This window comes from Flavobacterium limi, assembly GCF_010645075.1.
GTDB classification, from domain to species: Bacteria; Bacteroidota; Bacteroidia; order Flavobacteriales; family Flavobacteriaceae; genus Flavobacterium; species Flavobacterium limi.
This window is the reverse complement of the sequence record NZ_JAADZV010000010.1, coordinates 22,609-46,715: the sequence shown is the minus strand read 5'-3', so window position 1 is coordinate 46,715 and position 24,107 is coordinate 22,609. Positions and strand designations below refer to the sequence as shown.

21 protein-coding genes are annotated in these 24,107 nt (G+C 36.1%); 18 read left to right on the top strand and 3 right to left on the bottom strand.

The window, feature by feature from the left end; all coding sequences use genetic code 11:
* The first annotated feature begins 161 nt into the window (after positions 1-161).
* Entirely contained in the window at positions 162-1,310 is a 1,149-nt protein-coding gene (locus tag GXM16_RS18500) for a Gfo/Idh/MocA family protein (RefSeq protein ID WP_163395978.1), read from the top strand.
* A gap of 102 nt (positions 1,311-1,412) precedes the next feature.
* Here GXM16_RS18500 and GXM16_RS18495 read toward each other — a convergent pair whose 3' ends face one another.
* Together GXM16_RS18495 and GXM16_RS18490 are read right to left on the bottom strand one after the other, a co-directional pair.
* Positions 1,413-2,366 carry a YARHG domain-containing protein gene (locus GXM16_RS18495; RefSeq protein ID WP_373285440.1) on the bottom strand — a complete coding sequence of 318 codons (954 nt, stop codon included), beginning with the start codon at positions 2,364-2,366 and terminating at the stop codon, positions 1,413-1,415.
* A gap of 30 nt (positions 2,367-2,396) precedes the next feature.
* Positions 2,397-5,303, bottom strand: coding sequence for an FAD-binding and (Fe-S)-binding domain-containing protein (locus tag GXM16_RS18490; protein WP_163395976.1), 2,907 nt, complete (start codon positions 5,301-5,303; stop codon positions 2,397-2,399).
* Between the two features lie 322 nt (positions 5,304-5,625).
* Here GXM16_RS18490 and GXM16_RS18485 point away from each other — a divergent pair, with 322 nt between their 5' ends.
* From GXM16_RS18485 to GXM16_RS18475, 3 genes are all read left to right on the top strand, one after another.
* Positions 5,626-8,082, top strand: a complete 2,457-nt coding sequence (locus tag GXM16_RS18485) for a TonB-dependent receptor (protein WP_163395975.1) — start codon at positions 5,626-5,628, stop codon at positions 8,080-8,082.
* A gap of 283 nt (positions 8,083-8,365) precedes the next feature.
* On the top strand, positions 8,366-9,202 hold the full coding sequence (locus GXM16_RS18480; protein ID WP_163395974.1) for a sulfite exporter TauE/SafE family protein: 837 nt from the start codon (positions 8,366-8,368) through the stop codon (positions 9,200-9,202).
* Positions 9,180-9,596, top strand: coding sequence for a DUF1634 domain-containing protein (locus GXM16_RS18475; protein ID WP_229684385.1), 417 nt, complete (start codon positions 9,180-9,182; stop codon positions 9,594-9,596). The genes GXM16_RS18480 and GXM16_RS18475 overlap by 23 nt, the downstream gene beginning before the upstream one ends.
* A 142-nt stretch (positions 9,597-9,738) precedes the next feature.
* On the opposite strand, the gene GXM16_RS18470 is transcribed toward GXM16_RS18475, so the two are convergent.
* Entirely contained in the window at positions 9,739-10,170 is a 432-nt protein-coding gene (locus tag GXM16_RS18470; protein WP_163395973.1) for a DUF6896 domain-containing protein, read from the bottom strand.
* 70 nt (positions 10,171-10,240) lie between these two features.
* Between GXM16_RS18470 and GXM16_RS18465 the strand changes: the two genes are divergently transcribed.
* The 14 genes from GXM16_RS18465 to lolA1 all read left to right on the top strand — a co-directional run bounded on the left by GXM16_RS18465 (position 10,241) and on the right by lolA1 (position 24,100).
* Positions 10,241-11,137 (top strand): hypothetical protein, encoded by an 897-nt coding sequence (locus tag GXM16_RS18465; RefSeq protein ID WP_163395972.1) that lies wholly within the window; start codon positions 10,241-10,243, stop codon positions 11,135-11,137.
* A gap of 48 nt (positions 11,138-11,185) precedes the next feature.
* Complete coding sequence (locus GXM16_RS18460; protein ID WP_163395971.1) at positions 11,186-12,391, top strand: anhydro-N-acetylmuramic acid kinase; 1,206 nt, start codon at positions 11,186-11,188, stop codon at positions 12,389-12,391.
* Between the two features lie 188 nt (positions 12,392-12,579).
* On the top strand, positions 12,580-14,151 hold the full coding sequence (locus GXM16_RS18455; protein WP_163395970.1) for a glycoside hydrolase family 10-like protein: 1,572 nt from the start codon (positions 12,580-12,582) through the stop codon (positions 14,149-14,151).
* Positions 14,138-15,415, top strand: a complete 1,278-nt coding sequence (locus GXM16_RS18450) for an MFS transporter (protein WP_188726559.1) — start codon at positions 14,138-14,140, stop codon at positions 15,413-15,415. Before GXM16_RS18455 ends, GXM16_RS18450 begins: the two co-directional genes overlap by 14 nt.
* Before the next feature lie 21 nt (positions 15,416-15,436).
* Positions 15,437-15,778, top strand: coding sequence for a hypothetical protein (locus GXM16_RS18445; protein ID WP_163395969.1), 342 nt, complete (start codon positions 15,437-15,439; stop codon positions 15,776-15,778).
* 113 nt (positions 15,779-15,891) lie between these two features.
* Positions 15,892-16,341, top strand: coding sequence for a GNAT family N-acetyltransferase (locus GXM16_RS18440; protein ID WP_163395968.1), 450 nt, complete (start codon positions 15,892-15,894; stop codon positions 16,339-16,341).
* Positions 16,342-16,343: 2 nt separating this feature from the next.
* The gene (locus tag GXM16_RS18435) at positions 16,344-17,957 is read left to right on the top strand and encodes a glycoside hydrolase family 3 protein (protein WP_163395967.1); all 1,614 of its coding nucleotides are present in this window, start codon (positions 16,344-16,346) and stop codon (positions 17,955-17,957) included.
* A gap of 125 nt (positions 17,958-18,082) precedes the next feature.
* Positions 18,083-18,721 carry a peroxiredoxin gene (locus GXM16_RS18430; protein WP_073416931.1) on the top strand — a complete coding sequence of 213 codons (639 nt, stop codon included), beginning with the start codon at positions 18,083-18,085 and terminating at the stop codon, positions 18,719-18,721.
* 167 nt (positions 18,722-18,888) lie between these two features.
* Positions 18,889-19,197 carry a thioredoxin family protein gene (locus GXM16_RS18425; protein ID WP_007805605.1) on the top strand — a complete coding sequence of 103 codons (309 nt, stop codon included), beginning with the start codon at positions 18,889-18,891 and terminating at the stop codon, positions 19,195-19,197.
* 99 nt (positions 19,198-19,296) lie between these two features.
* Positions 19,297-19,554: a DUF6952 family protein gene (locus GXM16_RS18420; RefSeq protein WP_163395966.1), complete on the top strand. Its 258-nt coding sequence runs from the start codon at positions 19,297-19,299 to the stop codon at positions 19,552-19,554.
* 488 nt (positions 19,555-20,042) lie between these two features.
* Entirely contained in the window at positions 20,043-20,540 is a 498-nt protein-coding gene (gene tpx, locus GXM16_RS18415) for a thiol peroxidase (protein ID WP_163395965.1), read from the top strand.
* Positions 20,541-20,549: 9 nt separating this feature from the next.
* Positions 20,550-20,924 (top strand): diacylglycerol kinase, encoded by a 375-nt coding sequence (locus GXM16_RS18410; protein ID WP_163395964.1) that lies wholly within the window; start codon positions 20,550-20,552, stop codon positions 20,922-20,924.
* 20 nt (positions 20,925-20,944) lie between these two features.
* On the top strand, positions 20,945-23,401 hold the full coding sequence (locus GXM16_RS18405; protein WP_163395963.1) for a DNA translocase FtsK: 2,457 nt from the start codon (positions 20,945-20,947) through the stop codon (positions 23,399-23,401).
* Between the two features lie 51 nt (positions 23,402-23,452).
* The gene (lolA1, locus tag GXM16_RS18400) at positions 23,453-24,100 is read left to right on the top strand and encodes an outer membrane lipoprotein periplasmic chaperone LolA1 (RefSeq protein WP_482788935.1); all 648 of its coding nucleotides are present in this window, start codon (positions 23,453-23,455) and stop codon (positions 24,098-24,100) included.
* The last annotated feature ends 7 nt before the right edge of the window (positions 24,101-24,107 follow it).

The window sequence follows — 24,107 nt, the reverse complement described above, 5'->3', positions numbered from 1 at the left end:
AATTATTTTCACCAACAAATATGTCGCTTTTTTAGGACAATAAAATTATAATCGTTTAATTTGAAGATAATTATATTCCAAAAGTTCTTCCCATGAAATGTAAACATTCATTTTTTGAAACTGCTAAAATCATAATTTAATATCGTATAAAGACAAAATTTATGGAAAAAATATCCAGACGTTCATTTGTAAACAAATTCGGAATTGGTGTTAGTGCTTCAGTTATTGCGACAAGTATTCCTTCTTTTTTATCTGCAGCCGAACCAGAACATATTCCTTATAATGGAAAAAAAATAAATCTTGCCCTTTGTGGCTTGGGCATTTATGCCAATATTGTAGCCGAATCCATGCAGGGTTCTGAATATTGCAATCTTGCTGGAATCGTGACGGGAACTCCTTCAAAAGCCATTAAATGGAAAGAGAAATACAATATTCCCGACAAGAATATCTATAATTATGAAAATTTTGACGAGATCATAAAAAACAAAGATATTGACATGGTTTACGTTATCCTGCCAAACAGCATGCATAAAGATTTCGTGATTCGTTCTGCAAAAGCCGGAAAACATGTTATCACTGAAAAGCCAATGGCAATTGACGTCAAAGAATGCGAAGAAATGATCAAAGCCTGTAATGATAATAAGGTGCAGTTAGCACTTGGTTATCGCCTGCATTATGAACCAACCCATTTAGAAATTAAGCGGTTAGGACAAGAAAAAGTTTTTGGACAGGTACGGTATATCGAATCCCTGGGATATAAAACGTATGACACCATTGCCAAAAAACCGGTAGATATAAATAGTCCGGCCAACTGGAGACTAAATAAAAAATTATCCGGTGGCGGTCCCTTAATGGATCTCGGAATTTACTGCATACAGGTCAGCCGTTATATTTTAGGAGAAGAACCTATTTCGGTTACAGCTCAGTTTGGAACAATAAACGATAAAAACAGATTTTCAGAAACGGAAGAAAGCATTTCATGGCAAATGGTATTCCCGAGCGGTGCAATGGCTAATGGAAATACATCCTGTGGGTACAATATCGACAGAACGTATGCGTCTGCAGATTATGGTTCATTTGAATTAAGCCCGGGATTGAGTTATGGACCGTATGAAGGAAAGACCTCAAAAGGACCTTTGAAATTCCCTCCAATCAAACAACAGCAAAAGCAATTGGATGAAATTTCTAAAGTATTGCTCGCAAACAAAAAGCTTCCTGACCACATTACAGGTGAGGAAGGACTAAAAGACATTAAAATTATCAATGCAATTTACAAAGCTGCTGAAACCGGGAAGAAAATAATTTTATAGTTTTTTGCCACAGCTTAAATAGATTTTTTTACAGTTTATTTTAATCTTTTTAATCTGTGGCACTATTTTTTCTCACGAAGATCGAGCAGATTTTTTATGAAATTATTCTTCAATAAAAGTCATTTTTTTTGCCATCTTTTTTTGCCATCCATACGGCAAAATAGAGTGGTTATTTTCGACCATTAACTCCATTTGCTCCACAATTTTATCCTGTATTTTCTTTGGCAGAGCATAAAAATCGGTATCTATCTTAAGATTCCTTTCGTCATCTAAAACGCCATTTTGAATTCGTACTCCAATTTTTTTACCCTTATAATACAATAGAATTTTGATTCTTCCATCACTATAACCATTATAACCGCTGGTGCCATAAATGATCATTGGCTCTATGATACCGTCATTATCAAAATCTTCCACATAGATATATCGTGTCCAAAACCATACACTTTCTTCTTCCTTATCTTTGGCATCATTGGTTTCAAAAGTTTTGATCAAACCATTGCCCTGTATTTTAAAATTTAATGCTTTGACCGAATTATTAAAAACATTTCCACCAGTTGGCTCTTTATATTTGTTTTCCGTCAAAACTAAATAATACTGTCCTGCTTTATCCTTATAATCGTAAACTTTCCAGATATTAAAATTGATCCCTAATTCTTTTCTTTTTTCTTTTGGAAAAATTTCATTTGTCTTTTCTTCTGAAATAATTTTGTATTTACTATTATTTTCAGTCGAAATAAACTGCGAAATTTCATTAATTTTTTGTGACAGGATTGTAATGTTTTTTATTTCAATATCTGAATAAACAATACTCTTATTATCATTTACAGGCTTATACCAACTATATTTTTTGAAAAAATCAGCATATTCAGGATTTGAAAACACATATCCTTTTCGGGCGTAAATCTCATTTTTTAATAATTTCAAAGCCTTCAAATCTTCATTTTCCAGTTTAGTTTTATCAATGAGTTCTAATGAACATTTTGAACAATCTACTCTATTTTGTGCTTTCGCTAAAAGTGTTGTGAATAAAATGATGCTCAAACAAAATTTCATATGCATAATTACCTAAATATAAAGCCTTCGTTATTTTAAACAATTTCTTAAAATTGAAACCGGATGCTGAGCCTCTCTCTTCGTTCCATCATAAATCTGATGACGACAGCTCGTTCCGGCAGCAGCGATTTTTACACTTTCAGCTGTATTACGCACTTTTGGGAATAATGTATCCTCGCCCATTTGCATACTGACTTTATAATGTTCCTTTTCATAACCAAAAGAACCCGCCATTCCGCAGCAGCCCGAATTGTAAATTGTCACTGTGTTATTTTTAGGCAGATTCAGCATGGTAAATGTCGCCTCAACAGAACTCAATGATTTCTGATGACAATGTCCGTGAATCTTAATTTCTTTGGTTTCTTCTGAAAAAGAATCAGGGGTGATTTTTCCGTCGATGATTTCTTTTTTAAAGAATTCTTCAATTGTAAATGTATTATGTGAAAGTTTCTCGGCAGCTTCTTTGTCATCAGCTAAACGCAAATATTCATCCCTGAAAGTCAAAATTGCCGAAGGTTCAATTCCGACCAAAGGTGCATTTCCTAAAACCAAATCTTTAAAGACGTTTACATTATGATTGGCAATTTTCTTGGCTTCTTCCAAAAATCCTTTTGAAAGATAAGTTCTTCCGCTTTCTTCGTGATCGATGACCAAAACCTGATACCCTAATTTCGTCAATAATTCGAAAGCATCAATCCCGATATTTACATCATAATAATTCGTGAATTCATCTACGAACAAATACAATCTTCCGTTCGGAAAATCCGTTGTTAAAGGTTTATAGTTTTGAAACCATTTTCTAAATGTCTTTTTCGCCAGTAACGGCACTTGCCTTTCCTGTGCAATTCCCATTGTTTTTTTAACCAGAGACTGATTCGAAATAAAATTCGTAATCGATGGGAATATGCTTCCCATTTTATTCAGTTTGGCGTTGTTGGCAAAAATCTTACTTCTGGTTGAGAATCCGTTTGCTTTTTGGTATTGGTATAAAAATTCGGCTTTTAAAGTCGCAACATCCACATTACTCGGACATTCGCTTGCACAGGCTTTACAGCTTACACACAACTCAAAAACTTCATATAATTCTTTCTGGTCAAATTTATTTTCTTTTTCAGAATACGTTAAATATTCTCTCAGTGCATTGGCTCTTGCCCGCGTTGTTTCCTTTTCATTTCGCGTGGCACGATAGCTCGGACACATTGCTCCTCCTGCTGACGGCAGTTTTCTGCAATCGCCTGACCCATTACATTTTTCAGCGGCACGCAAAATTCCTAAACTGTCTGAGAAATCCTGAAACGTTTTAATATCCGGTTCAATTCTGCCCGAAACTACACGATGGTTTTCATCCATTTTTCCTGCATTGACAATCTTCCCTATATTCAAAACCGAATTCGGATCGAATGCCAGCTTGATTCTTTTCAACAGTTCGTAATTCTTGTCGCCAATCATAAACGGAATAAACTCCCCGCGCACAATTCCGTCTCCGTGTTCCCCACTTAAAGAACCTTTATATTTTTTTACCAAATGTGCTACTTCAGTCGCAATGGTTCTGAATAATTTTAAATCCTCTGTTTTCTTCAGATTCAAAACCGGACGAAGGTGTAATTCTCCCGCACCGGCATGTGCATAATAAATCGCTTCCTGACCGTGGCTTAACATCATTGCAGAAAATTCTGCGATATAGGCTGGCAAATCGCTTAATTCAACCGCTGTATCCTCAATAGAATCGGCTGCTTTATCGTCGCCTACAATACTTCCTAAAAGTCCTAGACCCGCTTTTCTCAGCTCGTTAGCTTTATCAATATCCGCCCCATAAATCTTTACGTTGGCATAACCAAAATTGTTTTTTTCTAAATCGGCTATTAAAGCATCGGCTTGTTTTTCGGCATCTTCCAAAGTATGCGCAGCAACCTCAAACAACATAATTGCTTTAGGCTCACCTTGCAAAAAGAACCTGTTTTTTACGTGTTCCCGATTCGTTTTGGTACAATCTAAAATCGTATCATCAATCATTTCGCAGGTGTACAAATGATGTTTCATTGCCACCACAACCGATTCTAAAGATTCCTGAATCGTATAATAATGTCCGACAACCATAATACTGTGTGCAGGCGGAAGATCATCCACTTTTAAAGTAACTTCGGTTGTAAAAGCCAAAGTTCCTTCGCTTCCGCAAAGCAGTTTCCCAAGGTTTATGGTTGGCTCAGTTCCTCCAAATAATTCCGATTTCAGCAGAATATCAACGGCATAACCTGTGTTTCTTCTGTGAATTTCAGGTTTTGGAAACTCTCTTACAATTTCCTCCTGCGCTTCTTTTATCGAGAGCTCGTCGTAAATCGTTTTGTATATTTTATTTTCTAAAGTATCGCCTTTGGTTTTTGCGATAAATTCAGCGGGAGTCAGATCTTGAAAAGCCACTTCAGAACCGTCGCTCAAGATTGCTTTTATTTCAGCAATTTTATCACGGGTAACACCGTATCGGATTGAAGTCGTCCCGGATGAATTATTTCCTACCATTCCGCCAATCATTGCGCGGTTTGATGTAGATGTAATTGGTGCAAAAAATACACCGTGAGGTTTTAGGAATAAATTCAGTTCATCGCGAATGACACCAGGCTGAACCGTAACCGTTTTCTTTTCGGCATCAAACGAAATAATTTTAGTAAAATGCTTCGAAACATCAATTACCAATCCCTCTCCTACCGCCTGACCTGCCAGAGAAGTTCCCGCAGTTCTCGGTGTAATGGACATGTTATGATTGGCAGCAAACTTTATTAGTTTGGCAATATCTTCGGTCGTTTTGGGGATAGCCACCGCATTCGGTTTAATCCGGTACACCGAAGCATCGGTTGAATAAAGCGTTTTATGAAGATCATCGTATAAAAGTGTTCCTTCTAATGATGCAGACAGTTGTTCTAACTCCTTAATTATTGACATTCTGATTGAATTTATAACCTAAAACTGATATGATTTTTCGGTAACAAAAATACTCTTATTTCCTTTGTTTTTATTCTAAATTAAGAAAATTAGCCTCTAATTTTTCAATGTTTACGCCATAATACTGCGAACTTGTACTGTACTTTGGTTTTAAGCCTTTTTATAAGTGTATTTTTTATCCTTATTACTAATTGTTAGCAGAAAAATGTATTTGAATCAATCTTAAAAACACTAAATTTATTTAGAATAATTAAAAATAATTTGGATAAAAGGGTATTTGACACTACTTTTACCCCATAAAAAAAATTAACCCTTACCAAAGATGAATATAAATACCATCAAAAAACTGTTATTTTCTTTACTGTTTTTAAGTTCACTAAACGTGTTAAGCCAGGAGCTTGGAAAAGTAAGCGGAAAAATATCCTTAAGCGGAAATCTTCCTGCTGAGAATATTTCAATAAAACTTAAAGGAACAAAGTACAATACTGTTACAAATGTCAATGGACAGTATGAAATCAAAAATGTTAAACCGGGAAGTTACACTATTAGCATTAATTCAGTAGGAATTAAATCGGTAGAAGAAAAAATTGAGGTCATAGCAAAACAGACTGTTACTAAAAACTTTGCACTATCTGAAAGTCAGGAAGATCTGGATGAAGTTATTATTACAAAAAACAAATACAAACAGGACAAACCGTCTTTATCGTTACGCCTTCAGACTCCGGTATTAGAAATCCCTCAGAATATCCAGATAGTGAGTTCTCAAACATTAAAAGATCAGCAAATTACCAGTATGAGTGATGGCGTTATTCGTAACGTGAGTGGTGCTGTTCGTTTAGAGCACTGGGGCGATATGTATACTAATATCACTATGCGCGGATCACAAATTCAGGCATTTAGAAATGGCTTCAACGTAGTATCTTCTTTCTGGGGACCACTTACAGAAGACATGAGTTTTGTCGATCATATTGAATTCGTTAAGGGTCCTGCAGGTTTTATGCTTTCAAGCGGCGACCCAAGTGGTCTCTACAATGTGGTAACAAAAAAACCAACCGGAATTACTAAAGGTGAGGCTAGCGTTTTAGCAGGAAGTTTCGATTTTTATCGTGCCAGTATTGACTTAGACGGAAAATTTGATAAAGCCGGAAAATTCCTTTACCGTTTTAATGGTGCTTTTCAAAAAAAGGGATCTCACAGACCTTATGAGCATAATGACCGCTACGTAATAGCTCCGGTTTTTTCTTATCAATTGAGTGATAAAACAAAAGTAACATTAGAATATAACGGACAGTTTGCTAATATGAGCGAAGTAGGTTCGTACTATGTTTTTAGTTCAGCAAATGAAGGCTATGCCACTACACCTGTTGATTTTACGATGACCCAGCCAGGCTTGCCTGATACAAAAGTTAATGACCACAGTGGTTTTTTAATGTTTGAACATAAATTTGATGATAATTGGAAATTAACAGCTCAGACTTCCTATTTTAAATATATCATGGATGGTTACAGTTCCTGGCCAGGAGCGGTTGGCCCCGTAAGCATTGATACTGACGCAAATGGTTCTTTAGATACTGAAGTTTTGTCTGAAGGAGAAATTATCAGAAGTGTGAGTATTTGGGATGCAGAAAGCGATATGTTTTTAGGCCAGATTTTCCTGAATGGAAAATTCAATACAGGTCCTGTAAGTCATAAAGTTTTGGGAGGTATTGATTTAGGAAGAAAAGATTATATGGCCGATTGGGGACAAACTCACGCATTAGATACTTTAGAAGATCCTTTTAATGTTTTAAATCCTGATTACGGAACACCGGCAAACGGGCTGCCAAATTTTGATGAAAGTACACCTTTAAGCCAGAGAGCCGCAGGGATATATGGTTCGCAATATGCAGCCGGATATGTTCAGGATGAATTAGGTTTCTTTGAAAATAAATTAAGATTGACACTTGCAGGCCGTTACACCTGGATTAAACAAACCAGCAGTTATAGTGATCCTGCCGCAGATAGCCACATTACGCCCCGTATAGGATTAAGCTGGTCAATAACACCTTCTTTGGCTGTTTACGGAGTATACGATCAGGCATTCACACCTCAGTCAGGAAGAGTGAGGCCTACAGAAACTATAAAACCACTTACCGGTACAAACCGTGAAATAGGTATCAAAAAAGACTGGTTTAACGGCACCTGGAGCACCACCCTTTCTGCATATAGCATCATTAAACAAAATGAACTTACTACAGATCCTGTTCAGCCAGGACCTGACGACGATTTTTATGTACCGGGAGTTATTTACAGCACAACATTAGGAGAAAAAACAGCTCAAGGTTTTGAAGTTGACTTAAGAGGTAAAATAGTTGATGGTTTAAACTTAATTGCTAATTATGCCTTTACGGAATCAAAAGTAACCGAAGCTAATGTCAGCACTTTTACTGAAGGCGATATAGTTCCGGGATATTCTAAACACGTAGCAAATGCATGGTTAAACTATACTGTTCCTACCGGAATATTAAAAGGTTTCGGTGCATCTGTTGGAGGAACATATCTTGCAGGACGGCAAACGGATACGTGGAGCGAAGGATTAGAAAGATTACCTGATTACTTTAAATTAGATGGAGGATTGTCATATGAAACAAACAAATTCAAAGTAACGGCTAATGTCTTTAATATCTTAGATGAATATTTATATAGCGGTTCATACTACGAATGGGTTAGTAACGGAGTCTATTACTGGCAAACCGAACCACCAAGAAACTTCAGAGTTGGTGTAACCTATAAATTCTAAAAAACAATTCTGTTTTTCATAAAAAAACCGTTTCAAAGTACTATTTGAGACGGTTTTTTTTTGATCCTATTTTGAAATTGCATTGCTATTTTTCAGGAGCTAATTCCGGCTGTCCGCTATATCTTTTCCTGGCTAAAGGAGCCAGAAAAAGGATGCCGCTTCCATCCGGGCTAAGGCGTTCGTTTTCATAAGAAACTTATATGGGCTGATAATTTTTAAGTTCTTTTTAAGCCTTAATAGCCAATATGTATTCGTAAATTAGCAGCCAGATAAAAACACAGCAATGACAGTATTAACATTCACGCTGATTATGCTTTTAGGAGCTTTTTTAGCCGGTTTCGTAGGCTCCTTGTCCGGTTTAGGCGGCGGAATCATCATCATACCACTTCTCACAGTGATTCTCGGGGTCGATATTCATTACGCCATTGGTGCGGCTTTGGTTTCTGTAATTGCCACTTCATCAGGATCTGCAGCGGCTTATGTAAAAGAAGGCATTACCAATATGCGTCTGGGAATATTTCTCGAAATAGCAACCACACTCGGAGCTGTTGGCGGAGCACTGCTATCGACCATCGCACCGACCTCTTTTATTGCGGTTTTATTCGGACTCACGCTTATTTTCTCAGCTGTTAATTCCCTGCGAAAAAAAGAAGAGCATATCGTTTTAGAATCCAGTCCGCTGGCAAAAAAACTGCATCTGAACGGCACTTATCCTACTCATGACGGAGAAGTTGTAGCATACGGAACAAAAAATGTCATCGGCGGATTCAGCATGATGGGAATAGCAGGAATGATGTCCGGATTATTAGGAATCGGTTCCGGAGCGTTTAAAGTAATCGCGATGGACAACATCATGCGTATTCCGTTTAAGGTTTCAACCACCACCAGCAATTTTATGATGGGCGTTACCGCAATGGCGAGTTCCGTAATTTACATCCAGAAAGGATACATAGAACCCGGAATTTGTATGCCGGTCGTGATTGGGGTTTTGTTCGGAGCTATGGCAGGAGCCAAAATCCTGGTGAGAACCAACCCTAAAAAACTGCGTATTTTCTTTGCCTGCCTTATTTTTGTATTGGCTATAAACATGATTTACAATGGCATTAACGGAAAAATCTAAAAACATGACACCCGATACATCTCAGGAAAAAGATTTTCAGAACATTATAGGCAATTTATTGCGCTACGGCGTTTGGACGGCATTGTCTGTAGCCGCCTTAGGAGGCATTGTTTATCTATTGCATCACGGTCAGGAAATCGAAGACTACTCAGTATTTATAGAAAAAGACAAAAACATTTTCGAAGTAATCGCCACTATTTACCAGGGTCTAATTCAGGGCAAAGGCGATTCGATCATCTTCTCCGGAATCATACTTTTGTTCCTCACGCCTGTGTTTCGGGTATTGCTGTCGTTATTTTCTTTTTTACTTGAAAAAGATTATCTCTATGTGGTTATTACTGCCATCGTAATTGGCATCATTATCCTCAGTATTTCGTTTGGGTTTTCGCATTAATGAAGCTTTTTATTTTAAGGGTTTTTAGGAGCTATTCCAGCTGTTCGCTATATCTTTTCCACCGAACCCCGGCGGAAAAAGGATGCCGCTCCCATCTGGGCTAGGGCGGTTGGGTTTCAGGAGGAGTTTTGGCGGAATTGATTTAATCAAAAAACGATTCCTGAATAACTCTATAACACATAAAAACACATCCATAAGGGGTTCCTTCAATTCCTTCAATAGTTAACCATTCTAAAACTCCTTTATTTATAAGCTGATACAATTCGTATTCTATGTAATCATCGCTTAAATTTAATTTCTGATATTCTGGATGAGTTCGAATTAACTCTGTAAGATCCCATTGGGTGAATTTAATCTCGTTAATACCAATATCGTATGTGTAAATAACATCTTCTTTTTTGGCAGTGCATCCGCTTCCATGAAAATGATATTCAATTCCGTCAATTGAGCCAACTCTTTCAAAAAAACTATGAGAAAACGAACACGGATTTATGTCCTGTTTATATTTGTCTTTTAATAAAGCTTCGAAGCTTCTAATAAATGTAATGTAGTCAGTTAGGATTTTTTCGATCATGATTAAGAACAAATATCTAAAACTTTTTATATTTAGCCTGAGATTCTTTTAAAATAATTTTAAAAATACAATGGCAACAGACGGCGTAAAAATAATCGACGGAGATTTAGCAAGAGACATTTATGAACAAATAATGGATCTTTATGATAGTGACGCAACTATAGAGATTATTAAAAACGAAGCTCCTTTTGCTAAAAGAGACTATGGAACGGATACAGATTTTTATCACGAAATATTTGTAACAGCTTATGCACTTGCATTTTGGGAAATTGGTGAATTAAACGAAGAAATTCTTGAAGAAGTAAAACGTGTGATTGAGCTAAAAGCTGGTGTAGAAATCTGGACAGAGGAATGCGATGCTAATGAAGGTAAAAAAAGACAAAAAGAGCTTGACAAACTTTTAAAGAAAATCAGTCAGCCAAATTTGAAAGTTAGAAAAAGAAAAAAATACAGGATTATTAAAAATCTATATTTCCAACCAGATGATTTACTTACTTTTCAACTTTCAGATAATCATTATTATGCAGTAATTTGTGCAAAAGTCATACAACAAAGAGGCCAGTGCACATATGATTTAGTTACCACCACATATAAAGGAAAAAACAAACCTACTGTTGAAGACTTAAAATCTTGTTTTATCTCAGGCAGAACTATAGCTTCAAGTTTTGATTGGAAAACAATTTTGGAACTACAACCGAATGTAGACGAGATTTGGGAATATGTTAATCGAGATAATTTTTTATTTGGACTTTCCTATCATTTGGTAACACATAGAGATATTATTTCTTTTAAAGATAAATTTGAAGTAGTTGGTAAACTTAAAATTAGAGAAAGTTTTAAAAGTGATGGAAGTTATGGTTATGAATCATCTTTTGATAGATTTGAAAGCATCTTTTCTGATCTTGATAATCATATGAAAGTATTTAGTGAAGAAAAATTCCCTGTAACTTTACTTTGTGAGTTTTAGGCAAAAAATACTGTTATAGCATTTAAATCACAAAAAGGCATCCAAACAATGAACAAAAACATAACCACTCTCCACAACATCGCCCAAAAACAAACCCGAAAAATAATCGGTTTAATGTCCGGAACTTCCCTTGACGGGTTGGACATTGCTTTGTGCGAAATATCAGGAGCGGGCGAAAATACAGCCGTAAAAATTCTCGAATTTGAAACTATCAATTACACTGACGACATTAAAACCGAAATCCGTAAAGTCTTTGCACAAAAAACAATCGATTTTCAGCATTTGGCTTTGCTTAACGAATGGATTGGTCTTTTGCATGCCGGAATGGTCAACAATTGCCTTCAAAAATGGAACATTCATGCACAAGAAGTTGATTTGATTGCGTCACACGGGCAGACGGTTTTGCATGCACCTAAGTTTTTGCATCAGCAGGAAAAATTCCCCAACGCGACTTTGCAAATTGGAGACGGGGATCATATTGCCGTAAAAACCGGAATTATAACATTGTCAGATTTCAGGCAGAAACATGTTGCAGCTGGTGGCGAAGGCGCACCTTTGGCGGTTTACGGCGATTATTTATTATTTAGTAAAAAAGGCGAAAACCGCATCATGCTCAATATGGGCGGAATTGCAAATTTCACCTATCTCCCAGCCTCATTAAACGCTGAAGATGTTTTTGTAACCGATACGGGAACAGCCAATACCTTAATCGACATTTACACCAAACACTATTTTCCTGAAAAAAGTTATGATAAAGATGCCGAAATCGCCCAACAAGGAAGTGTAAATCAGGAACTTTTAAGCGAACTTAAGAACAATGATTTCTTTCGAAAAAATTTCCCCAAATCAATCGGGCAGGAATTGTTCAATTTTGAATTTGTACAAAATGCACTTTCAAAAACCGGTCTCCTAAACATTTCGGCACCAGATTTGCTGGCAACTTTAACAAGATTAAGCGCCGAAACAATTGCCGAAGCGATTCAGTTTGTGGTTAAAAACACCGGAACACCAATTGAGGAATTCAAAGTATATATGTCGGGAGGCGGTGCAAACAATCCGCTACTGGTCAAATGGCTCACCGAATTATTGCCTTGTGAATTTCAAAAAAGCGACAATCTGGGTATTTTAAGCGATGCTAAGGAAGCTGTTTTATTTGCTCTTCTGGCAAACGAAACAGTCGCAGGAGGTGATTATAATTTTGGAAACAGCAAAATCCCATCCGTTACAATGGGAAAAATTTCTTTTCCGGATTAAAATGATAGCCACGACTCGACCGAAGGGACAGACGAAGTAATTCACGAATTTAGTGCTAATCTATGCGAAATAAGCGCAATTAATTTCACGGAATATACCGATTGGATTATCTTCAATCATTAAAAAAATAATTCGTGAATTCGTGGCGGAAAAAAACTATTTTTGGTTTCTGTTAAAAAAAGATTGAAATGCATAAAAATCAGCACCTAATATTCTCTATCATATTTTTATTTTTCTTTGGATGGAACGCCAGTTCACAGGAAAAAGCCAAACATCCTAAAAACGAATTTAGGGGAGTCTGGATTGCAACGGTTGTCAATATTGACTGGCCTAAAACAGCTATTGACAACGTTGAAAAAGAAAAAGCAGATTATCTCGCGATTTTAGAAGCATATAAAAAACTGAATTACAATGCCGTAATCGTTCAGATTAGATGTGCCGGCGATGCTTTTTACCCGTCAGCATTAGCACCCTGGTCCCGTTTTTTAACCGGTAAAGAAGGGCAGGCACCCAATCCGTATTACGATGCTTTGGCCTGGATGATTGAGGAAGCACACAACCGAGGTTTTGAATTTCATGCCTGGATGAATCCGTATCGTGCGACTTTCGATTTGAACAAACAGCAATTAAGCCCTAATCACGATATTTTCAAACACCCGGAATGGATGATTGAATATGGAGGAAAATTTTATTATGACCCTGCATTGCCTGAAGTTCAGTCGCATTTGACAAAAGTAGTTAAGGAAGTAGTCGATAAATACGATATTGATGCCATTCATTTTGACGACTATTTCTATCCGTATGCTGTTCCCGGAAAAGTGTTTAACGATACAGCATCCTACAAAAAATACGGTGCAGGTCTAAGCGTTGCCGACTGGCGTCGTGCCAATGTGAGCAATTTTGTACACACGATTTCCACAACTATAAAAGCAAGCAAACCATGGGTACAGTTTGGAATCAGTCCGTTTGGAGTTTGGCGCAACAAATCAGTAGACCCTAGAGGTTCCGAGACTCAATCGATGTCAAATTATGACGATTTATACGCAGACCCTCTTTTATGGATGGACCAAAACTGGATCGATTATATCCTGCCGCAGTTGTATTGGAGCATGAACAATCGGGTTGCCAATTACTCCAAATTGGTAAAATGGTGGTCAGAGAACTCGAAAAATACTGCTATTTATATTGGTCACTCACTCTATAAAATTAGAGGTGATAGTGATAAAAGCTGGAATTTTATGTCTGAAATCCCAAATCAGGTGGATTATTTGAGAAGTTTCAAAAACGTAAGCGGAAGTGCCTATTTCAGTGCGAAATGGTTCATGGACAAAAACTTTGACATCGTACGCCATTTAGAAGAAAACCAATATAAATATCCTGCGCTACCAGCCGCTGTCCCTAATTTAAAACGCATTATTATTGACACACCGGTTGTAAATGAATACACAAAAGACAGTCTGCGTTATACCTTCAGTATAAAATCACCTTTTAATACAAAAGTGAGATATTTAGTAATTTACGGAGCTGATCACATTTCTAAAATCGATATTAATGACCCGCGGCAAATTATTGACAAAGTCAGGGTAAACGAAACGGAAACAGGGATTTTGCTTTCGGTTACTGCCCAAAAACTGAATCAGTACAAAGCGTGTGCGGTAACATTTATTGATTATTTTGCAAACGAAAGTACCCCGACAATCATCGACTTAAAAAAGACTTTTAAAAACTATATACCTGCCCAGCCTGATGAAAACAGATAACAAACCGTGGTTTTGGATTCCGCTTCTTAATTTTGCTTCCGGACTGCCTTATGCCGTGATCATTTCAGTTTCGGTAATTATGTACAAAAATCTGGGGATTTCAAATGAAGACATTGGCGTTTACACCAGTTTATTGTATTTACCATGGGTTATAAAACCGCTTTGGAGTCCTTTTATTGAATTGAACGGAACCAAAAGAAAATGGTTTTTATCCATGCAGTTACTGATTTCAATTGCGTTTTTACTGGTCGGATTTACGATTCCGACAAACGGATTTTTCATGATGACTCTGGCTATTTTCTGGGTTGCGGCTTTTGCATCAGCTTCTAATGATATTGCCAGTGATGGTTTTTATTTACTGGCATTAAAAAAAGAACAGCAATCCTTTTTCCTAGGCATCAGAAGCACTTTTTACCGACTTTCACTTTTAGCCGGAAACGGATTAATTGTGTTGTTTGCCGGATATCTGGAACATAGATACGGTGATAATACAAAAGCCTGGTCCTATACCATGATTGCGGTTGGTTTATTAATGACCTTTATCACGATTTATAATTTCTTTTTTACTCCTAAAAACGAAATCTACGCTGCTGAAAACAATAATAAAGAAGTACATCATCATCAAAACTTCGGATCTGTATTTGCGAGCTTCTTCAGAAAAAAACAAATCGGATTAATTTTGGCTTTCATTCTGGTTTTCAGATTAGGAGAATCGCAGTTACTTAAAATGTTAAGTCCGTTTTTACTTGACGGAAAAGAGTTAGGCGGAATGGGACTTGACACCGAAGCCGTTGGAATAATTTACGGAACATTTGGAGTTGGAGCTTTAACTTTAGGAGGAATTCTGGGCGGAATTGCCATTTCAAAACAAGGTCTTACGAAATGGATGTTACCAATGTTTTTGGCCATGCATTTACCAATAATTGGTTTTATACTTTTAGCTTTCTTTCATCCTACATCCATTTATTATATTTATGCCGTTGTTATTTTAGAGCAATTCGGTTATGGTTTTGGATTTACTGCTTTTATGATGTACCTAATTCATGTTGCTGAAGGCGAATCAAAAACAGCACATTATGCATTAGCAACCGGATTTATGGCTATGGGAATGATGCTTCCTGGAATGGTAAGCGGTTACATACAACAATATTTAGGCTATCAAAACTTCTTTATTTGGGTTTTCATAGCTACAATTCCAGGTCTTATTTTATCACGTTTTTTAATTTTTCCGAAAGATTTCGGAAAAAAATCAGAAGAAGTTTAACCCCAAATCAAACTTTTACCTATGGAAATCAATGAAAATTTGCAGGCCGAACGCAACCTGAAAGGAGCTGAGTTCGAAAAATCCGGAAATCTCGAAAAAGCAATTGAGCTGTATGAAGAAAATGTTGCAGAAAGTTTTAAAGGGAACCATCCTTACGACCGACTGGCGAATATTTACAAAAACCAGCTGGATCTGGACAATGAAATCAGGGTTTTAGAAAAAGCAATTATGGTGTACGAAGAAATCACGATTAAAGACCGGTTAGAAGGCTTGCCGAAACTTTTCCGTTTTAAAAACCGACTGGAAAAAGCAATTGAAACTAAGAAGCAATTGGCTAAACAGAAAAAAGCAAAGCTGAAATAAAGAAATACAAAAGTGAAATGCTTGCAAAGACGCAAAGTTTTGTGTTGAAAAACTTAAGAAAATAAACTTTGTGTGTTTGCGTCTTTGCGAGATTAAAAATTAATGCACTTATCATGACTAGCATAAAAAGAACCAACTCAGACGATGCCGATTTTATAAAACTGGTTGCACTATTAGATCAGGATTTAGCGATTAGGGATGGGGAAGATCATGCGTTTTATAATCAGTACAATAAAACTGATTTGATCAAACATGCTCTGGTCTATTATGAGAATGATACCCCTGTTGGCTGTGGCGCTTTTCGCGAAAAAGAACCAGGCACAACCGAAATCAAACGTATGTATGTGCATTCGGATCATCGAAAAAAAGGAATTGCATCAGCCATACTAAAAGAACTGGAAACTTGGGCAAAAGAAGTTGGTTATACGTATACGATTCTTGAAACCGGAAAAAACCAGCCCGAAGCCATCAATTTATATCAAAAATTACAATACACCATAATTCCAAATTATCCGCCTTACGAAAAAATGGATAATAGTGTCTGCATGAAAAAGATTTTATAATAATGAAAATGACAGCCGAAGCATTACGACAAAGAATAGGACAATTTTTCTTTCCAGCCGTTTTTATCAACGATACTCAAGAAAACATTCAGGAAACCGAGCGCCTTATCAGAGAATATAATATTGGCGGACTGACCTTTTTTCACAGTCGTGCCAGTGCAGCAACCAACTACGAAAGCAAGCAAAAAATTGTTTTTAATGATGATAGTTACGAAAAAATCAAAGCGCTGATTGTTCGTTATCAAAAAGCCGCTTCTACCCCACTTTTAATCAGTATTGATGCCGAATGGGGTCTTGCAATGCGTATCGAAAAAACACCGCAATATCCATACGCGATTACACTTGGCGCTTTGCCTGAGAATAAATCAAATTTGGTTTACGAAGTTGGAAAGCAAATTGGTTTAGATTTAAAAGCAGCCGGAATTCAGTATAATTTAGCACCTTTGGCAGACATCAACAACAATCCAAATAATCCAGTCATTGGGTATCGATCTTTTGGTGAAAACAAAGAAAAAGTAGCCAATTTTGCAGTTGAATATTTAAAAGGAATGTCAGAAGTTGGTATTCTGGGCTGCCTGAAGCACTTTCCCGGACACGGAAACACCAATGTTGATTCGCATTTGGGATTACCGGTTTTAAAAGAAACTCTGGAAGAATTATTTGAAAACGAATTATATCCTTTTATCAAAGGAATCGAAAACAATGTCGATTCTATTATGATCGGGCATTTGGCCGTCCCGAGTTTAAACAACGGAAAAGATACATCGGCAACATTATCGAAGGCCGTAATTCAGGATTTACTGAGAGATAAATTGGGCTACGACGGTTTAGTAATTTCTGACGCCTTAAACATGCACAGCGTTTCTAAACTTTACGAAACAAAAGGCGAACTGGAATGGGAAGCCTTCAACGCCGGAAATGATATTTTATGCTTTGCCGAAAATGTTCCAGAAGGAATCGAAGCTATTTTTCAAAATGCTTCACCAGACCGTATTTTTGAAAGTTATAACAGAATTATGAAAGCTAAAGAAAAAGCCGGAATTTTATCTGGAAATACTTCGGCTTCTGGCGAATTAAATTTCGAAAAAACATCCCAATTAAATCTTGAAATTGCTCAAAATGCGATCACTAAAATCATAGATAATTCAAGTTCTGAATCCATTTTAGAAGCTCAAAAAAGCAATAAATTAGCCAAACTAAGTTTACATAAAACTACTGAAAATACATTTTTCAAAACTTTAGATTCAAAATTACCTTCGCCGGAATTTGCTTTCGAAAACCTTGAAAATTCTAATTTTCAGGAAATTGAAAAAAGTCTGGAAAATTTCGAAATCATTTTAATTGCGTTATTTCCGCCAAAAGCAAAACCGTTGAATAATTTCGAAATCGGCAATGAAATTTTTGACTTACTTTCAACATTATTGCAAACCAAAAAATGCATCGTTTACGTTTTCGGAAATCCGTATGTTTTGCCTTTAATTCCGAATCTTAAAAAAGCTATAGGACTTGTAGAAGCGTATCAGGATTTTGAAGAATTTCAAAAAACAGCAGGAAAACAATTATTAGAAAATATTCCCTGCTATGGCATTTTACCCGTAAATATTGAAATTCAATAAGTTAAAAATAGTTATAGTCAAAATTTATCAACTTATAAATATTAATAATCACTTCTTATTGCAATTACCTTTGCTTCTGCCCTACTTTTGCACCAGAAATAAATCTTTAATTTAAAACGAATATTATGTCTTTAGTAGGAAAAAAATTCCCAAGTATTGCAGTAGATGCTATCTCAGAAATGGGTGATAACTTAAAAATCAACATCTTCGAAGAAGCAGTAAACAACAACAAAAAAGTACTATTGTTCTGGTATCCAAAAGATTTCACTTTTGTATGTCCAACTGAATTACATGCCTTTCAAGCTGCATTACCAGAATTTGAAAAAAGAAATACTATCGTAATCGGAGCTTCTTGCGACACAAACGAAGTACACTTCGCCTGGTTAAACACTCCAAAAAATAATGGTGGTATCGAAGGTGTAACTTACCCTATCTTAGCAGATACAAACCGTAACTTAGCTAACATTTTAGGTATTCTAGATATCGAATCTACAAGCTACAGCGAAGATACTGACTCAGTTATCATCGAAGGTTCAAACGTAACTTACAGAGCTACTTACCTAATCGACGAAACTGGAAAAATCTTCCACGAAAGTGTTAACGACATGCCATTAGGACGTAACGTAAACGAATATTTAAGAATGGTTGACGCTTACACGCACATCCAGACTAAAGGTGAAGTTTGTCCAGCAAACTGGGAAGCTGGTAAAGAAGCTATGACTGCTGACAGAAACAGTACTGCTGAATATTTAAGCGCAAACTAAATTTCAATAACAATTTCAATGGCAATTTCAATATTCAATCCTGACTTTGCCATTGAAATTCAAAAATTCTCTTCAAAAAACAAACAATAATTTCAATTTAAATTCAAATTTCAATCCCTTAAAAATTGATTTTTGACATTGAAGTTGACATTGAAATTTAAAAAACTATGTTAATCGACTTAAACGAAGATACGTTAGCAGATTTAGTTGCTAAAAACGAAAAAGTAGTAGTACAATATTCAGCTTCATGGTGTGGAAATTGCCGCATTATGAAACCAAAATTCAAAAAATTAGCCACAGAAAACGAAGCTATTACTTTTGTTTTGGTTGATGCAGAAAATTCCCCGGAATCAAGAAAACTAGCCAATGTAAGCAACCTGCCAACATTTGCAACTTTCGTAAACGGACAATTAGTTGGCGAAACGCAGACCAACAAACAAGAAGTTTTAATCGATCTTGTAAACGCAATTGCTTAATTTTGATGTTAGACTGGCTTAGATATTTAGACTCCTTAGATGTTGTTTAAAATCTAAAGAAAGTCTAAGAATGTCTAAAAATCTAAGAAGTCTAAAATTATGAAATTACCCGTAATAAAGCATTTAACACAATTTATCGAAGAAAACGATCAGGATTACATCATAGAAACGATCGAAGTTCTGGAAGCTATGACCGAAATTCCTTCTCTAAAAGATGAAGAATTAGACGTAATCGGCGAATTGATTTCAAATATGTACGGTGCCCTTGAAGTACAAAAACTGGTAGCTCAGGGAACAGACAAAAAAGAAGCTTTAAATGCGTTCATGAAACGTGTTTTAGGTTCTATCGATAAATAATTCGTCATCTTTCAAAAACTAAAGAAGCGTTCCTGCACTAAGAGACGCTTTTTTTATGCGCAATCCTGTAATCCCGACAGAGGAAACTCGAGCGATAGCGAACTTGCGAAGCAAATCACACAAGAAACTCCGTAATCAAAATTATCTTTGGGCGAGCCACCATCCCGATAAGAGGGCAGATTTTCTTTGTGTATATCCGCCCTTTTATCGGGATGCTGTCGGGCTGTCTGCGCTACTTCGGTAGCCAGCTCCCATCCCTCTCGCGGGTAAACGGTTTCAATACCCCTGGTTTCCAGCTTTTACTCACACGTTCAAGATCATACAATATTATCTTTAAATTAAAGTTATCATCTCAAAATAAAAAGACAAATTAGTAAAATCCTGACTAACAAAAACCATTCTTAATCTATCCCTAAACATATAACAAATACTTTTAGATTCAAATTTTAATCCTTACTTTTGAACCTCATTTAATTTAAACAAAAAACATGGCTTCAATAACTTTAGGAGGAAATCCTGTAAATACATCAGGTGAGTTACCGGCAGTTGGATCACAATTGGCTGACTTCAATTTAGTACAAAACGATTTATCAGTTGCTTCTTTAAGTACCTTTGCAGGTAAAAAACTAGTTTTAAACATTTTTCCAAGTGTTGATACAGGAACTTGTGCTGCTTCTGTTAGAAAATTTAACGAAAGTGCAAGTAATTTAGAGAACACTACTGTGCTTTGTATTTCCAGAGATTTGCCATTCGCCCAAAAACGTTTTTGTGGAGCTGAAGGTTTAGAAAATGTAGTAAACTTATCTGATTTTCAGGAAGGTTCTTTTGGTAAAGCAAATGGTTTAGACATTATTGACGGGCCGCTAAAAGGTTTGCTTTCAAGAGCTATCATCGTAGTTGATGCTGATGGAAAAGTGGTACATACAGAACAAGTTGGTGAAATTGCAAATGAACCAAATTACGAAGCAGCTTTAGCAGCACTATAATCCCATTAAATGGAATTTCAAAAAGACAATACTTTTGTTAAGGGCCGACTTAAAAGCGTAAATTACGCTTTTAAGGGAGCTTTAAAACTGATAACTACCGAACATAGTGTTATGGTACAGTTTTCACTTGGGATACTAATGACTATTGCCGGATTCTATTTCAATATTTCCCATGAGGAATGGCTTTTTCAGATCTTTGCAATTGGTCTTGTACTCAGCGTAGAAGGTCTGAACACAGCTGTTGAAAAAGTTGCCGATTTTATTCACCCAAATTATCACGAGAAAATCGGTTTTATTAAAGATATTGCTGCCGGAGCAGTATTTTTTGCCGCAATGACAGCAATAGCAATAGGCTTGATTATTTATATACCAAAATTTATATAGGCAAAACAGGATACGCAGGAATGGCAAAAACAAAAAAAGAAACCTTAGACAAAAAAAGCGAATCAAAAAACGAAACTAAAAAATCCTGGAAGTTATCCAAACAACAAAAAATTGTATTTGGCTGTCTTTTGGTACTATTTTCTATTGCATTATTAGTTGCATTTGTTTCTTTTTATATCAACGGACAATGGCAAATTGATCAAAGTGCAGTTAGTCATCTGGAAAATCGCACTGAAGTTGTGCAAAACTGGCTCGGAAAATTTGGGGCTTATCTTGCTGATTTAATTATATACAAAGGTTTCGGCCTGGCTTCGTTCGTTTTTGTACGTCTATTTTTTCTGACCGGACTATTTCTGGCCTTAGAAATGTCAACTAAAAAACTAAAGAATATTTGGTTTTGGGACTTATTTGCCATTATAATTGTCTCTGTACTATTTGGTTTTTTTGCTACTTCCGCTCCGGAATTAGGAGGAACAATTGGTTATGAACTTAATTTATTCCTTCAGGATTATATAGGAAAAACAGGTACCTTACTAACATTGATTTTCGGATTAATCGTATATCTGATTTTCAAAATAAAAGTCTCTCCTGAAAAAATTCAGTCCTATTTTGATTCTACTAAAAGAGAACTCAAATCAGAATTGGGTCCCATAAGCACTTCTAAACAACCTGAAAGTGCCTATAATCTTGAAGAGTTTGCTATTGAAGAAGAAGAAGAAGATCCTGAACTGGACAACATCCATCTTAAAACCGTTGATTCCCAATTCGAGATCAATAAAGAGGCCTTAAAACCTACGATTACAAATTCATCGGAAATTGATTTAAATCCAATTTTAAAGCCGGTTGAAATGAATATTAATCCGGTAACAGAAACACCGGTTCATCATAATGAAGAATTTGTTATTGAAAAATCTGAAGAAGAAGACATAATCGAAGAAAATCTGGCATCACGCTTAGTTGCCGATTTCGGTTTATTCGATCCTACACTGGATTTATCCAATTATAAATTTCCAACCATCGATTTATTAAAAGAATACTCGACTGGAGGAATTACGATCAATCAGGAAGAATTAGAAGAAAATAAAAATAAGATTGTAGACACACTGCGTAACTACAAAATTGAAATCGCACAGATAAAAGCAACAGTTGGACCATCTGTAACTTTATACGAAATTGTACCAGAAGCCGGAATCAGAATATCTAAGATCAAGAGCTTAGAAGATGATATTGCCTTGTCGCTTTCGGCGTTAGGAATTCGTATTATTGCACCAATCCCTGGAAAAGGAACTATTGGTATCGAAGTTCCGAACAAGACTCCAACTATGGTTTCAATGAAAAGTGTTATTGGAGCAGCAAAATTTCAGGAGGCTGAAATGGAACTCCCTATTGCTTTAGGTAAAACGATCTCAAACGAAACTTTTGTTGTCGATTTAGCTAAAATGCCACACTTACTGATGGCGGGTGCTACAGGACAGGGAAAATCAGTTGGATTAAATGCGGTTTTAACTTCGCTTTTATACAAAAAACATCCTGCTGAAGTAAAATTCGTACTGGTCGATCCAAAAAAAGTCGAACTTACACTTTTTAATAAAATAGAAAGACATTATTTAGCCAAACTTCCGGATACAGAAGATGCTATCATTACAGATAATGCAAAAGTTGTCAACACCTTAAACTCACTTTGTACCGAAATGGACAACCGCTATTCTTTATTAAAAGATGCGATGGTGCGTAACATTAAGGAATACAACGAAAAATTCAAATCAAGAAAATTAAATCCTGAAGCCGGACACCGATTTTTACCATATATTGTTTTAGTGGTTGATGAATTTGCCGATTTAATTATGACAGCCGGTAAGGAAGTTGAAATTCCGATTGCGCGTCTGGCACAGTTAGCGCGTGCGATTGGTATCCACTTAATAATTGCCACACAAAGACCTTCTGTAAACGTTATTACCGGTTTGATCAAAGCGAATTTCCCTGCCAGGATTGCGTTTAGGGTAACTTCAAAAATCGATTCAAGAACCATCCTTGATACACAGGGAGCCGATCAGTTAATTGGACGCGGAGATTTATTATACTCAAATGGAAATGACGTAATCCGTGTTCAGTGTGCTTTCATTGATACTCCTGAGGTCGAAAAAATCACTGATTTTATTGGTTCACAAAAAGCATATGCCACAGCTTATTTGCTTCCGGAATTCATCGGAGAGGAAACTGGCATCAATCTTGATATGGATATTTCTGAAAGAGATACTTTATTTAGAGAGGCTGCGGAGATTATTGTCAATGCACAACAAGGTTCAGCTTCATTATTGCAAAGAAAACTAAAATTAGGCTACAACAGAGCGGGTCGTTTGATTGATCAGCTGGAAGCAGCCGGAATTGTCGGCCCTTTTGAAGGCAGTAAAGCCCGAAACGTAAATATTTTAGATTTAAGTGCTCTTGATCAATTTTTTAATAATGAACAAAATTAACCCATCATGAAAATGAAAATTCAGGAAATCACAAACAATTCTATTATGAAAATGAGTAAAAAGTTTCTGCAAGTAGCAATTTTATTGCTTTTGAGTTTTACTTCTGTTCAGGCTCAGGATAAAAAAGCCAAGGATTTATTGAACCAGGTAACTGCCAAGATTAAAAGCTATAATAATATTTCTATTGATTTTAAATACTCCTTGAATAATGCAAAAGAGAATATTAATCAGGACAGCAAAGGAAATGTAATCATGAAAGGAAATCAATATGTATTGAATTTCATGGGTGTCACTAAAATATTTGACGGACAAAAAACATACACAATTGTACCAGAAGACGAAGAAGTTACTATCTCTAAGGTAAACGAAAAGGATGATAACGCTGTCACGCCTTCAAAAATGCTTACTTTTTTCAATTCCGGATACAAATACAACATGGATATTGTCCAAAATGTCAAAGGAAGAAAAATTCAATACATCAAATTAGTACCTACTAGCGGAAAAGATCAGCGAAAAGAAATTCTTTTAGGGATTGACGTTCAGACAAAACACATTTATAATTTGATTGAAACAGGAAAAAATGGTACAAAAACAACTTTAACCGTTAATTCTTTTAAAACCAATCAGCCTTTATCAAAAAATCAATTTACCTTTGTAGCGAGTAAATATCCAAAGTACTACATCAATAAATTAGATTAATTACAAG